This is a genomic window from Streptomyces sp. NPDC051576 (genome assembly GCF_040681835.1).
Taxonomy (GTDB): domain Bacteria; phylum Actinomycetota; class Actinomycetes; order Streptomycetales; family Streptomycetaceae; genus Streptomyces.
The window spans coordinates 79,973-93,440 of the sequence record NZ_JBFAZO010000019.1 but is presented as its reverse complement, the minus strand read 5'-3'; the positions used below and the strand labels follow the sequence as shown (position 1 = coordinate 93,440).

Genomic DNA, 13,468 nt, shown 5'->3' with positions numbered 1-13,468 from the left:
TACACTAAGGGAAAGTAGCCCCGTAACTAGCCGGGCGTCAAGTAAGTTTGCTGGAGCATGAGACGAATGGGCGGCACCATGGACGGCACCAAGCGGCAACGTCGCGGAGACACCCGCCAGCGCATCCAGGACGTGGCGCTCGAACTCTTCGCCGAGCAGGGCTACGAGAAGACCTCGCTGCGCGAGATCGCCGAGCACCTGGACGTCACGAAGGCGGCGCTCTACTACCACTTCAAGACCAAGGAAGAGATCCTGGTCAGCATCTTCGAGGACCTCACCAAGCCCATCGAGGACCTGATCGAGTGGGGCCGCGACCAGCCCCACACCCTGGAGACCAAGCAGGAGATCGTACGGCGCTACGGCGACGCGCTCGACGGCGCGACCCCGCTGTTCCGCTTCATGCAGGAGAACCAGGCGACGGTACGGGACCTGCGCATCGGCGAACGCTTCAAGGACCGTATGCGCGGCCTGCGGGAGATCGTCATCGACCCCGAGTCGAACCTCGTCGACCAGGTCCGCTCGCTCAGCGCGATCTTCACGCTGCACGCCGGCATGTTCGCCGTACAGGACCTCGAAGGCGACCCCGAGGACAAGCGCAAGGCCGTCCTGGAGGTCGCCACCGACATGATCACGCAGGCCCACGCGGGCACGCGGAACGCCTAGGAACCGTCCTAGACGGTCACACCCTTGCCGCGCAGGAACGCGACCGGGTCTATCGCCGAGCCGTAGTTGGCGGTCGTACGGATCTCGAAGTGCAGGTGGGGACCGGTGGTGTTGCCGGTGTTGCCGGACAGGGCGATGTGCTGGCCGGTGCTGACGACCTGGCCGACCTTCACGTCTATGCGCGAGAGGTGGGCGTACTGCGAGTAGGTGCCGTTGCCGTGCTTGATGACGATGGCGTTGCCGTACGCGGCACCGTCACCGGCACCGTTCGAACCGGCCTTGACGACGGTCCCGCCGTGCGCGGCCACGACCTTGGTGCCGCTGGGCACGGCGAAGTCCTGCCCGCTGTGGGTGGACTGCCACAGGCTGCCGGCCTGGGCGAAGCTCGCGGACAGCGTGTACTTCTTCACCGGGTCGACCCAGGACGCGGCGGTCTTCGCACTCACCGTCTTCGGCGCGACGGTGGCGGAGGCGGCGCTCGCGACCCCGGTGCCCAGCACGGCGGTGGCTCCCAGCCCGACGGCCAGGACGGCCACCCGGGTGCGGAGCGGAGTCGTACGGGAAGAACGGGACGTGGCGCGCTGGAACATCGAGACCTCACGGGGGACGGGGACAGAAAAACCACCCGGCACGCATACGGCCGCCGGATGGCACGTTCATTGGTAACCCCCGTCCCCACGAACCCCCAAACCGCTCTTCTACGACGGAAGCTAGTACTTCATTGCAAAACTTCCGACTCCTTGACAGAGCACACTTTCGTCACGAATCGCCCTCCAGACGGCCAAAACGCCCATTCGGTTCCACTCGATTCCAAGCAATAAATCCCTTTTGCCCCGAATGAGGCTTACGACTACCCGCCCTAGTAGAGGCCGAATCGCCTGTGCGGCTTGTCACCGGCGGGGGCGCCCGCCGACCTCCGAAATGTGGCGCAGACCTCTATCCACCTACCCATCAGTAACCTTATGGTTCCCCTCCCGCCACCCTCGCCCCCGAACATGTGTTTTCCGTACTGGCCGTGAGAGGAACCCCACCCCCATGACGAGACGACGCCCCTGGGCTCGCCGTACCGCCGTAGCCGCCGCCGTGTCCACGGCCGCCCTCGTGGCCGTGACCGTCCCGGCGCAGGCCGCGACCACCACCGCCGCCACGACGGCCACGGTTGACTACGCCACCTGGCAGACCGACTGCCAGTCGGTCATGAACCAGGCACTGCCCTACCTGAAGCAGCGGATCGCGGCCACGAAGCCCGGCGAGAAGCAGGCGATCGTCTTCGACATCGACAACACCACACTGGAGACCGACTTCGGCTTCAGCTGGCCGCAGCCGGCCAACAAGCCGGTCCTCGCGGTCGCCGAGTACGCCCAGGAGCACGGCGTCTCGCTGTTCTTCGTGACGGCCCGCCCCGGCATCATCTACCTGCCGACCGAGTACAACCTCGAACACGACGGCTACGACGTCGACGGCCTCTATGTGCGCGGCCTCTTCGACCTCTTCAAGGACGTCGCCGCGTACAAGACCGCCCAGCGCGCCGACATCGAGAACAAGGGCTACACGATCATCGCGAACATCGGCAACAGCGCCACCGACCTGTCGGGCGGCCACGCCGAGAAGACGTTCAAGCTGCCTGACTACGACGGCCAGTTGTCGTAGCGACCGGTTAGGCTCCATCCGCTCACAGAACTCGGGGGAGGGTGGCGGATGGAGCCCGCGGTACTCGGCGGCAAACTGGCGTCCAGCCTGATCGCACCGCTGGTGAAGAGACTGTTCGTCGCGGACGGCCCCGGCGCGGGCCTGACCGACAAACCGGTCCGCCTGAAGGACCTGGTGTCCTTCAGGGGCGAGAAGCGCGTACTCGGCGAGAAGGACGTCCGCAAACTCGCCGAGCATTTCGTCCAGCAGGCGATGGACTCACCCGGCGAACGCCCCTTCCGCTCCGCCGAACAGACCGCCGTGGCCGACGCGTTGGCCCGCAGACTGCTCGCCCTGGGCGACCTCGACATGGACGACGTCCAGGCCGTCCGCCTGGGCCACCGCGAACTCGCCAAGAAACTCCACTACCAGGCCCCGGCCCCCGACGGACTCTCCACCGACGCCTGCTACTTCCTCGACTCGGCGACCGAGTGGGCCTGCCTGCAGATCCTGGAGTTCTTCACCCGCCGCTCCACCTTCGTGGCCCGCACCCTCGTCGAGCAGACCCGCGCCCAGGCCGAACTCATCGCGAGAATCGACGAGTTGATCGCCCGCAGCCCACGCCCCGGATCCCAGGACCGCACGTTCGAGCGCCGCTACCTCCCCTACGTCGCCGAACGCCACAACCACATCACCATCTACGGCATCGACCTGCGCGACTCCCCGGACCGCTGGCCCCTCGAAGTGGCGTACCTGAGCCTGGAGGCGACGGCGACGGAGGAGCGCCGGCTCACGGACGAACAGCCCGGCGCCGCCTTCACCGTCCAACTCCCCGCCGAGGAAGCCCTGCTGACCCACGACCGGGTGCTGCTGCGCGGCGACGCGGGTTCCGGCAAGACGACGCTGGTGCAGTGGCTCGCGGTGACGGCGGCGGGGGACGGCGACCGTATCCCGTACGTCCTCCCCCTGCGCACGCTGATCCGCACCGGCCAACTCCCCTCCCCCGCCGACTTCCTGGCCTCGACCGGCTGCCCCCACACCCCGCCCGAGGGCTGGACCGAACGCGTCCTGACCGCCGGCCGCGCCCTGATCCTGGTCGACGGCCTGGACGAGATCCCGTCCGCCGACCGCCACCGCACCCGCGACTGGCTCCTGGCCCTGATCCGCGCCTTCCCCGGCAACCGCTGGCTCCTCACCTCCCGCCCCACCGCCGTACGCCCCGACTGGCTGGCCTCGGAGGGCTTCCGCGAACTGACCCTGGCCCCGATGCGCCGCCCCGAGGTGAAGACCTTCGTGGAACGCTGGCACGCGGCGGCCCGGGCCCCGGAGTACGAGACCCCCCTCCTGGACTCCCTCCGCACCAAACGCGATCTGGCCCGCCTCGCCACCAACCCCCTGATGTGCGGCCTGATCTGCGCCCTGCACCGCGAACGCCGGGGCTATCTCCCCACGGGCCGCAAGGAGTTGTACGACGCGGCCCTCACGATGCTGCTGGCCCGCCGGGACCGGGAGCGGGGCATGGGCGCACTGGAGGGCACCGAGCTGGGCGAGGAAGCACAACTGGAGTTGTTGCAACGGCTTGCCTACGCCCTGGTGTTGAGCGGCCGCACCGAGATGGACGTCGAGACGGCCGAGGGCATCGTGGAGCGCAGCCTGCCGACGATCGCGGGGCAGGGCAACGCCGGGACGGTACTACGAGAACTGCTTCTGAGAAGCGGCCTGCTGCGCCAACCCGCCGACGGCGTCCTGGACTTCGTCCACCGCACCTTCCAGGACTACCTGGGCGCGCGGTACGCGGTCGAGGAGGGCCACCTGGACGTCCTCACCAGCCGGGCGGACGACGCGCAGTGGGAGGACGTGATCCGGATGGGCGTGGCGCATGCCCGGCCGCGCGAACGGGTCGTACTGCTACGGCAGTTGCTGGCGCGGGAGGAACCCCGGCTGACGTTGCTCGCGCTGGCGTGCCTGGAGCATGCGACGGCGTTGGACCCGGGGGTTCGGGCAGAGGTCGAGCAGCGGGCAGGGGCTCTGATTCCGCCGCGTACGACGCAGGACGCGCATGCGCTGGCGGGAGCGGGACCGCTGGTCCTGGAGTCGCTGCCGGGACCGGACGGGCTGACGGACGAGGAGGCGAGGGCCGTCACGGTCACCGCCTCGGTCCTGGGCACGGAGGAGCCCGACGGCGCACTGGCCGTGCTGCGACGCTTCCGCACTCATCCGTCCTTCGACGTACGGCGTCAGCTCGCGGGCACATGGGACCGGTTCGATGCACGTGACTACGCGGTCGAGGTGCTCGACCACCTGCTGCGGGACGACCTCTTCGTACGCTGCGCCTCGCCCGAGCAACTGGCGGCACTGCGCCTCATGCGGCCTTGGCACAGGCTGACGGTCACCGGCTCGCCCGAGCTGAGCGAGATCGTCGATGCCGTCCCTGATCCGGGCGCGGTCGACCTCCTGAGTCTTGAGCACCACGGGACCATGTCCGCGCTGGACGAGTTGCTGGCCTTCCGAACCCTGCGCGCGTTGTGGCTGCAGGACTGCTTCGGTGTCCGCGATCTCGTCCGCCTGTCCGAACTGCCTCTCACCGAGCTGGCGTTCAACCACATCACCGACCCGTCGGGCCTGCCGGCGCTGCGCGGGCTCACCCGGCTCTCTGTGGACCAGCCGTTCACGGGCGGCCACCTCTCCGACCACCTGCCCTTGGACGCGCCTCTGGAGTACCTGTTCCTGGGCCAGGAGACATTGGCCGGCACCGGCCTGCGCGGTCTGGAGAGCTGGCCGACACTCACGTCGCTGAGCCTCGGCAAGCCGCCCGCCACCATGGACGCAACGGACTGGGAGCAAGTGGAACGCCTGCCCGTCCTGCGGAACCTCGTCCTGAACACGTCCCTCAGCCGCTACGCCCTGGAGTTCATGCCGGAACTGCCCTCCGTCGAGTCCCTCTCCATGCCCTCCCAGCGCAAGGCCGACGACCACCTCCGCGTCCTCGCCGCCCGCCTCCCCGGCCTACGGACCCTCACCCTCAAGACGTCGGGCAGAAGGGGTGTCCCGCTCGACACCTACGCCGAATTCTTCCCGACCGCCGAAGTGACCGACGACCGCCGCTGACCCCTGCCCCGGACAAACGAAAGGGGCCGGTGCCCAAAAGGCACCGGCCCCTTTCCCGGTCGTAAAGCCCGAAAGCCTTACGCCTCCTTGCTCAGATTCGGACCGGCCCCACCCGCGGCCGCGTCCTCGATCGGCGGGACGTCGGGCAGCGCCGACTTCTCCTCGCCCCGGAAGGTGAAGGTCTTGGTCTCGCCCTCGCCCTCCGTGTCGACGACCACGATGTGACCGGGGCGCAGCTCGCCGAAGAGGATCTTCTCCGAGAGCGTGTCCTCGATCTCGCGCTGGATCGTGCGCCGCAGCGGACGCGCGCCCAGCACCGGGTCGTAACCCTTCTTGGACAGCAGCTCCTTGGCGGCCTGCGACAGTTCGATGCCCATGTCGCGGTCCTTGAGGCGCTCGTCCACCTTGCCGATCATCAGGTCGACGATCTTGAGGATGTCCTCCTGGGTGAGCTGCGGGAAGACGACCACGTCGTCGACGCGGTTGAGGAACTCGGGCCGGAAGTGCTGCTTCAGCTCGTCCGAGACCTTGTTCTTCATGCGCTCGTAGTTGGACTTGGTGTCACCCGTGGCCGCGAAGCCCAGGTTGAAGCCCTTGGAGATGTCCCGGGTGCCGAGGTTGGTCGTCATGATGATGACCGTGTTCTTGAAGTCCACGACCCGGCCCTGGGAGTCGGTCAGGCGACCGTCCTCCAGGATCTGCAGCAGCGAGTTGAAGATGTCCGGGTGGGCCTTCTCGACCTCGTCGAAGAGGACGACCGAGAACGGCTTGCGGCGGACCTTCTCCGTGAGCTGGCCGCCCTCTTCGTAGCCCACGTAACCGGGGGGCGAACCGAAGAGACGCGAGACCGTGTGCTTCTCGCTGAACTCCGACATGTCGAGGGAGATCAGCGCGTCCTCGTCACCGAAGAGGAACTCGGCGAGGGCCTTGGAGAGTTCGGTCTTACCGACGCCGGACGGGCCCGCGAAGATGAACGAACCACCGGGACGCTTCGGGTCCTTGAGGCCCGCACGCGTACGACGGATCGCCTTCGAGAGCGCCTTGACGGCGTCCTTCTGGCCGATGACCCGCTTGTGGAGCTCGTCCTCCATGCGCAGCAGACGCGAGGACTCCTCCTCGGTGAGCTTGAAGACCGGGATGCCGGTGGCAGTCGCGAGGACCTCGGCGATCAGCTCGCCGTCGACCTCGGCGACGACGTCCATGTCGCCGGCCTTCCACTCCTTCTCCCGCTTGGCCTTGGCGGCCAGGAGCTGCTTCTCCTTGTCGCGGAGGGAGGCGGCCTTCTCGAAGTCCTGCGAGTCGATCGCGGACTCCTTGTCGCGGCGGACGCCGGCGATCTTCTCGTCGAACTCGCGCAGGTCCGGCGGCGCGGTCATCCGGCGGATGCGCATCCGGGAGCCGGCCTCGTCGATCAGGTCGATCGCCTTGTCCGGCAGGAAGCGGTCCGAGATGTACCGGTCGGCCAGCGTGGCGGCCTGCACGAGCGCCTCGTCCGTGATGGAGACACGGTGGTGGGCCTCGTAGCGGTCGCGCAGACCCTTGAGGATCTCGATGGTGTGCGGCAGGGACGGCTCCGCGACCTGGATGGGCTGGAAGCGGCGCTCGAGGGCCGCGTCCTTCTCCAGGTGCTTGCGGTACTCGTCCAGCGTGGTGGCGCCGATGGTCTGCAGCTCACCGCGGGCCAGCATGGGCTTCAGGATCGAAGCGGCGTCGATGGCGCCCTCGGCGGCACCCGCACCGACCAGCGTGTGCAGCTCGTCGATGAACAGGATGATGTCGCCGCGGGTGCGGATCTCCTTGAGCACCTTCTTCAGGCGCTCCTCGAAGTCACCGCGGTAGCGGGAGCCGGCGACCAGCGCGCCGAGGTCCAGGGTGTAGAGGTGCTTGTCCTTGAGGGTCTCGGGCACCTCGCCCTTGACGATGGCCTGGGCGAGGCCCTCGACGACGGCGGTCTTGCCGACGCCGGGCTCACCGATCAGGACCGGGTTGTTCTTGGTGCGCCGGGACAGCACCTGCATGACCCGCTCGATCTCCTTCTCGCGCCCGATGACCGGGTCGAGCTTGGACTCACGAGCGGCCTGGGTGAGGTTCCGGCCGAACTGGTCGAGGACCAGGGACGTCGAGGGGGTGCCCTCCGCAGGGCCGCCGGCGGTGGCGGTCTCCTTGCCCTGGTAACCGGAGAGCAGCTGGATCACCTGCTGCCGCACACGGTTGAGATCAGCGCCCAGCTTGACCAGGACCTGGGCGGCGACGCCCTCGCCCTCACGGATCAGGCCGAGCAGGATGTGCTCCGTGCCGATGTAGTTGTGGCCCAGCTGAAGAGCCTCGCGGAGCGACAGCTCCAGGACCTTCTTGGCACGGGGAGTGAAGGGGATGTGACCGGACGGCGCCTGCTGGCCCTGTCCGATGATCTCCTCAACCTGCTGGCGGACCGCCTCAAGCGAAATGCCGAGGCTCTCCAGGGCCTTTGCGGCGACACCCTCACCCTCGTGGATCAGGCCCAGGAGGATGTGCTCGGTGCCGATGTAGTTGTGGTTGAGCATCCGGGCTTCTTCCTGAGCCAGGACGACAACCCGCCGCGCGCGGTCGGTGAACCTCTCGAACATCGTTAATCGCTCCTCAGAGCGGTCAGGCAGTAAGGGGACGCTCCCCTCCCTGTCCTTCCGCAGCTTAGTCCCGCAAGCGGGGACCGCTCATTCCAACTGCCGACACCGGACCGAGAACCAACACTGCCTCCTGAACCCGAACGCCGACATCTGCTCCAACCTGATGGTGCGAGACGATGTTCCCGCAGGCCAGGCAGTTACCCTCACCATGAGTACGCCGATGGCGAACGTGAGACGCCCTTTTCTGCGTGTCGCCCCCTCCCACTAGGGATGTCTTACCCGTACGGACTGACACTCCATGCCGAGCGCACCGGTTCCCTCAGCTACGGGCGAACAACCTTGCACCGCTCCACACCCCCGAACGCCCCCAATTCCAGCACCCAAAGCAATCGCTGGACCACCCAGCGTAACTCCCGGCCCGCTTCGGCGGTTGCTCTTGTCATGGTTGACACAGTCCCCCCGGTCGCCACCGTCCCGCTCCCCCGTCGCCCGCTCGATCCGGACGACGGGCGGCGCCACTGGTACGAGAACGCACTGGGGTGGCGGACGGTGCCCGGAGAGCCGCTGCGGCTCGTCACGGGCCTGCGTTTCGACGTTCTGGACGTGCCGGTGGAGGCGGGCGTCGCGGCGCTGTGGCGGCTGGGCCCGGACTCGCCGGTGGCCGTACGGGGCGACCGGATGCGGCTGCTGGTGGCCGCGGGCAGCGCGGAGGAGCTTCCGGGACTGCTGGACTGGCTGGAGTGGGGCGCGCTGGCGCCGGAGCTGGATCTGCTGGCGCTCGGCGAGGGCGGGCACATGGAGGCGCCGCCGGTCCCTGGAACGGGGCCCGGGAGCGGGCGACCGCGTCCCTTGCAGGGGGCCGCCGTATGGCTGCGGCCCCCCGAGCCGGGGTGCGAGGTCGAGGCCTCGCTGCCGACGCTGTCGGCCGTGGGGGGCGTTGGGGGCGCCCCTGATCTCGTACGACTGGTGGACACGGTGGCCACACAGTGCCACCGGGTCCGGCTGCGGCGCTCGTGCGCTCAGCCGTTGGCCTTCTCGTAGGCCTCGCGAATGGACGCGGGAACACGGCCGCGGTCGTTGACCTCGTAGCCGTTCTCCTTGGCCCACGCGCGGATCTGCGCGGTGTCCTGGCTGCCGCCCGTTGCGGCACGCGCCTTTCCGCGACCGCCCGAAGCGCGGCCACCGGTACGGCGCCCGCCCTTCACGTAAGCCTCAAGAAGGCCACGGAGCTTGTCCGCATTCGCGGTGGTGAGATCGATCTCGTACGTCTTGCCGTCCAGTGCGAACGTCACCGTCTCGTCCGCCTCGCCGCCGTCGAGGTCGTCGACAAGAAGGACCTGAACCTTCTGTGCCACCGGATTTCCTTTCATCGATTACTTGCGGGCCTGGGGTCTGCGGCGTCCGCCGTTTCGCCGTCCCCTGTTATATGCAGTACTGCAGTACGTCGGAAAGCAAACCGCTTTTGCTGGAAAAACACAAACCCCCGGGAGAGACCGACTGACCTCACCCGCCCGGAAAGATGCGCGTTTCGGACATAGGGAACCTGGGCAGGGCGACCCCGCCGAATTGAGCGCGGCGATCACAGATGCAGAAGCATCCGGCTGTTGCCCAAGGTGTTCGGTTTCACTCGTTCGAGACCGAGGAACTCCGCCACGCCCTCGTCATAGGAACGCAACAGCTCCGCGTAGACATCGGTGTCGACCGGTGTCTCACCGATCTCCACGAAGCCGTGCTTCGAGAAGAAGTCCACTTCGAAGGTGAGACAGAAAACGCGACGAACGCCTAGCCAACGAGCCGTGTGCAGCAACTTCTCCAGCAACTGATGACCCACACCGGCGCCCTTGAGGCCGGGCTTCACCGCGAGAGTGCGGACTTCCGCGAGGTCTTCCCACATGACATGCAGCGCACCGCAGCCGACGACCTCCGCGTTGTCGTCCCGTTCGGCGACCCAGAACTCCTGTATGTCCTCGTAAAGAGTCACCGTCGCTTTGTCGAGCAGGATGCGACCGCGGACGTAGGCGTCAAGGAGTCGGCGTACCGCCGGTACATCGCCGGTCCTGGCCCGCCGGACGGTGATGGCTTTCGCGGTGACTTCGGGCTGCTCTGCTGACATGAGCGGACGCTATCGCCCACCGCCGGAGGGCGCGGAGCCGGGGTTCTCGGCGTCATCCGCGGGTTCGGGTGTTTCCGGTCCCTGGACGATGCGTACGGCGCTGCGCAGGGCCTCACGCTGTTCGTCGCTCATCATCCCGAAGAAGGCGACGAGAGCGGCCGCGGGGTTGTCGCTCTGGGACCAGGCGTCGTTCATCAGGGCCGCCGAGTAGGCGGCTCGGGTGGAGACCGCCTCATATCGATAGGCCCTGCCTTCCGCCTCGCGACGCACCCAGCCCTTCTGATGGAGATTGTCCAGAACGGTCATCACCGTGGTGTACGCGATGGACCGTTCCTGCTGAAGGTCTTCCAGGACTTCTCGAACGGTCACCGGGCGGTTCCACTTCCACACCCGCGTCATGACCGAGTCTTCGAGTTCTCCCAATGGGCGAGGCACAGCTCAGAACCATAGTGGAAAAGGAACAAAAAGGGCGTACGACTCGGAAAGCGCACGCGCGCGTGCGGGAGTCGTACGCCCTTGAAGACGCCGTCGAAGCCGTCGAAAGAGGTGGGTTCAGGCGTCGGTGGTCGAAGAGGCCTGGCGGGCGCTCTCCGCGCGCGCGATGGCCGCGTCGACGGCCGCGTCCTCCTTGGCCTTCATGGCCCCGCCCTGGGTCTTCACGATGACCCGGATCAGTCCGATGAAGAACACGGCCATGACGACCGGGGGTACGAGCGCGGAGACATAGTCCATGCCCTCCAGAGTAGCCACGGGCCCAAGGGAGGACGGGGCGGGGTCGGTTCAGCCGGCGGCGAGCTGCTGCGGCGGGTTCGTGGGGGGCGGTGCCGGTTTGCGCCGGGGGAAGACCTCGCCCGGGGTGGGGATCGGCCGGGACGGCTTCGGGGCCGCGGGCGCCGGGGTGGGCTTCGGCCGCTCCACGGGCTTGCGCACGGGCTCCTTGGCCTGCTCCCCTGCGGGTTCACCGGCCGGCACGGAAAGGCCCCCTGAGAGGCCCCCAGGGAGGGCCAGGAGGCGGGTGCGGGAGGCGGGGACCGTGGGGGCGGGGCGGGCGGTCGTACGGCGGGCCAGGCGCGCGCGTACGTCCTGTTCGGCGAGCGTGAGGCAGCGGTCCAGGAGGGCGGCGGCCGCCGGGTTGCCGCGCAGCGCCCGCAGCGCGGCGAGGTCGTCGACGTCCGGGCGGTACCCGGCGCCGAGCGCCTCCTCCAGGAGCGTGAGGTAACCGGCGGTGGTGCCGGGCAGGGCGGCGCGGTACCGGGCGAGGTCGGCGACCAGGAAGGCGCGCAGCCGGACTCCCTCGCGTACCGCCTCGTCGAGGGATTCGGCGAGCCGTAGACAGTCCTGGACGTCCTCGGCCGAGGCGGCTTTGGGCTGGAGGGCGAGGGCGAGGGCGCGACGGAGCACACGCAGCTCCTCCGCACCGAACGCCATGCCGCCGCGGGATCCGTATGGCGTGGGCATGCGGCGACGATACGCGCTAATCAGACAAATTCGACATAGGGGGCGGGTGTGGCGCGGGGTTTTCGTCCGCAGGTCAGGGGGTGTCGTTTCCGGACGACACCCCCTGGGTCACATCCGCGACACGTTGCGCTCGTAGACCAGCCGCAGGCCGATCAGGGTGAGCCAGGGCTCGTGCTCGTCGATCACCGAGGCCTCGCCCAGGACCATCGGGGCCAGCCCGCCGGTCGCGATCACCGTCACGTCCTCGGGGTCGTCGGCGAGTTCCTTGGCCATCCGGTTGACGACCCCGTCGACCTGGCCGGCGAACCCGTAGACGATGCCCGACTGCATCGCCTCGACGGTGTTCTTGCCGATCACGCTGCGCGGCCGGGCCACCTCGATCTTGCGGAGCTGGGCGCCCCTGACGCCCAGCGCCTCGACCGAGATCTCGATCCCGGGGGCGATGACACCGCCGATGTACTCCCCGCGCGCGGAGACCGCGTCGAAGGTGGTCGCCGTACCGAAGTCGACGACGATCGCCGGGCCGCCGTAGAGCTCGACCGCGGCGACCGCGTTGATGATGCGGTCCGCGCCGACCTCCTTGGGGTTGTCGGTCATGATCGGCACACCCGTCTTGACGCCCGGCTCGACGAGGACGGCGGGCACGTCGCCGTAGTAGCGGCGGGTGACCTCGCGCAGTTCGTGCAGGACGGACGGGACGGTGGCGCAGATCGCGATGCCGTCGATGCCGTCGCCCAGCTCCTCTCCGAGGAGCGGGTGCATGCCCATCAACCCCTGGAGGAGTACGGCGAGTTCGTCGGCGGTGCGGCGCGCGTCGGTGGAGATCCGCCAGTGCTCGATGATCTCCTCGCCGTCGAACAGACCCAGGACGGTGTGCGTGTTGCCCACGTCGATCGTGAGGAGCATGACTACTGCGCCTCACGGAGGTCGAGGCCGATGTCCAGGATCGGCGCGGAGTGGGTCAGGGCTCCTACGGCGAGGTAGTCCACCCCGGTGTCGGCGTACGCCTTGGCGTTGTCCAGGGTGAGCCGTCCCGAGGCCTCCAGGGCCGCGCGGCCGGCGACGATGCCGACGGCCTCGGCGCATTCGCCGGGCGTGAAGTTGTCGAGGAGGATCAGGTCGGCGCCGGCGTCCAGGACGTCACGGAGCTGGTGCAGGGTGTCGACCTCGACCTCGATCGGCACGTCCGGGAAGGCCTCCCGTACGGCCTTGAAGGCCTGGGCGACGCCGCCGGCGGCGACCACGTGGTTGTCCTTGACGAGGGCCGCGTCCGACAGGGACATGCGGTGGTTGACACCGCCGCCGCAGCGGACCGCGTACTTCTCCAGGGAGCGCAGTCCGGGCGTCGTCTTGCGGGTGTCGCGGACGTTCGTCCTGGTGCCCTCCAGGGCGTCCGCCCACGCGCGCGTGGCGGTCGCGATGCCTGAGAGACGGCACAGGAGGTTCAGCGCGCTGCGCTCGGCGGTGAGGAGGTCACGCGTGCGCGTGGTGACCGACAGGAGCTTCGCTCCGGCCTCCACGCGGTCGCCGTCCTCCACGTGGCGCTCGACCTCGAACTCATCGGTGCACACTACGGAGATCACCGCTTCGGCGACCCTGAGGCCCGCCACGACACCGGCCTCGCGCGCGGTGAAGTCGGCGGTGGCGACGGCCTCTTCGGGGATGGTCGCCACGGTCGTCACGTCGACGCCGTGGGCCAGGTCCTCCTGGATGGCGACATTGGCGATGTCCTCGACCTCCAGGGGGTCGAGTCCGGCGTCGGCCAGGAGTTCGGCGAGCGCGGGGTCGAGGCCGCACTCCAGATACTCCGCGTCGGCGCCCGCGCCACAGGCACAGCCGTCGCCGCAGCCGCCGCTGTCGGCGAGGGGAAGGTCGTGGGTGCTCACTTCTG

13 protein-coding genes are annotated in these 13,468 nt (G+C 68.5%); 4 read left to right on the top strand and 9 right to left on the bottom strand.

The window, feature by feature from the left end:
• Nucleotides 1–66 precede the first annotated feature (66 nt).
• The gene (locus AB0M63_RS43035; RefSeq protein WP_366023245.1) at nucleotides 67–663 is read left to right on the top strand and encodes a helix-turn-helix domain-containing protein; all 597 of its coding nucleotides are present in this window, start codon (nucleotides 67–69) and stop codon (nucleotides 661–663) included.
• An 8-nt stretch (nucleotides 664–671) separates the two neighbouring features.
• Here AB0M63_RS43035 and AB0M63_RS43030 read toward each other — a convergent pair whose 3' ends face one another.
• Complete coding sequence (locus AB0M63_RS43030) at nucleotides 672–1,253, bottom strand: M23 family metallopeptidase (RefSeq protein WP_355907945.1); 582 nt, start codon at nucleotides 1,251–1,253, stop codon at nucleotides 672–674.
• Nucleotides 1,254–1,698: 445 nt separating this feature from the next.
• Here AB0M63_RS43030 and AB0M63_RS43025 point away from each other — a divergent pair, with 445 nt between their 5' ends.
• Together AB0M63_RS43025 and AB0M63_RS43020 are read left to right on the top strand one after the other, a co-directional pair.
• Nucleotides 1,699–2,313 (top strand): HAD family acid phosphatase, encoded by a 615-nt coding sequence (locus tag AB0M63_RS43025; protein ID WP_355907942.1) that lies wholly within the window; start codon nucleotides 1,699–1,701, stop codon nucleotides 2,311–2,313.
• A 48-nt stretch (nucleotides 2,314–2,361) separates the two neighbouring features.
• Nucleotides 2,362–5,400, top strand: a complete 3,039-nt coding sequence (locus AB0M63_RS43020; RefSeq protein WP_366023229.1) for an NACHT domain-containing protein — start codon at nucleotides 2,362–2,364, stop codon at nucleotides 5,398–5,400.
• 77 nt (nucleotides 5,401–5,477) lie between these two features.
• Here the strand turns inward: AB0M63_RS43020 and AB0M63_RS43015 are convergent, their stop codons facing one another.
• On the bottom strand, nucleotides 5,478–8,006 hold the full coding sequence (locus tag AB0M63_RS43015) for an ATP-dependent Clp protease ATP-binding subunit (RefSeq protein WP_355907936.1): 2,529 nt from the start codon (nucleotides 8,004–8,006) through the stop codon (nucleotides 5,478–5,480).
• A 441-nt stretch (nucleotides 8,007–8,447) separates the two neighbouring features.
• On the opposite strand from AB0M63_RS43015, the gene AB0M63_RS43010 reads away from it, so the two are divergent.
• Nucleotides 8,448–9,047: an SCO3374 family protein gene (locus AB0M63_RS43010; protein WP_366023228.1), complete on the top strand. Its 600-nt coding sequence runs from the start codon at nucleotides 8,448–8,450 to the stop codon at nucleotides 9,045–9,047.
• Here the strand turns inward: AB0M63_RS43010 and AB0M63_RS43005 are convergent.
• The 7 genes from AB0M63_RS43005 to nadC all read right to left on the bottom strand — a co-directional run bounded on the left by AB0M63_RS43005 (nucleotide 9,026) and on the right by nadC (nucleotide 13,463).
• On the bottom strand, nucleotides 9,026–9,361 hold the full coding sequence (locus tag AB0M63_RS43005) for an Lsr2 family protein (RefSeq protein ID WP_055512928.1): 336 nt from the start codon (nucleotides 9,359–9,361) through the stop codon (nucleotides 9,026–9,028). The two genes, AB0M63_RS43010 and AB0M63_RS43005, sit on opposite strands and share 22 nt — an antisense overlap.
• A gap of 224 nt (nucleotides 9,362–9,585) precedes the next feature.
• Nucleotides 9,586–10,119, bottom strand: coding sequence for an amino-acid N-acetyltransferase (locus AB0M63_RS43000; RefSeq protein ID WP_026179546.1), 534 nt, complete (start codon nucleotides 10,117–10,119; stop codon nucleotides 9,586–9,588).
• A gap of 9 nt (nucleotides 10,120–10,128) precedes the next feature.
• Nucleotides 10,129–10,554, bottom strand: coding sequence for a BlaI/MecI/CopY family transcriptional regulator (locus AB0M63_RS42995; protein ID WP_355907929.1), 426 nt, complete (start codon nucleotides 10,552–10,554; stop codon nucleotides 10,129–10,131).
• 117 nt (nucleotides 10,555–10,671) lie between these two features.
• The gene (locus AB0M63_RS42990; protein ID WP_355907926.1) at nucleotides 10,672–10,851 is read right to left on the bottom strand and encodes a hypothetical protein; all 180 of its coding nucleotides are present in this window, start codon (nucleotides 10,849–10,851) and stop codon (nucleotides 10,672–10,674) included.
• A 48-nt stretch (nucleotides 10,852–10,899) separates the two neighbouring features.
• Nucleotides 10,900–11,547, bottom strand: coding sequence for a hypothetical protein (locus AB0M63_RS42985; RefSeq protein ID WP_366023244.1), 648 nt, complete (start codon nucleotides 11,545–11,547; stop codon nucleotides 10,900–10,902).
• 138 nt (nucleotides 11,548–11,685) lie between these two features.
• Nucleotides 11,686–12,483, bottom strand: coding sequence for a type III pantothenate kinase (locus tag AB0M63_RS42980; protein ID WP_355907923.1), 798 nt, complete (start codon nucleotides 12,481–12,483; stop codon nucleotides 11,686–11,688).
• A 2-nt stretch (nucleotides 12,484–12,485) separates the two neighbouring features.
• Nucleotides 12,486–13,463 (bottom strand): carboxylating nicotinate-nucleotide diphosphorylase, encoded by a 978-nt coding sequence (gene nadC, locus AB0M63_RS42975; protein WP_355907920.1) that lies wholly within the window; start codon nucleotides 13,461–13,463, stop codon nucleotides 12,486–12,488.
• Nucleotides 13,464–13,468 lie beyond the last annotated feature (5 nt).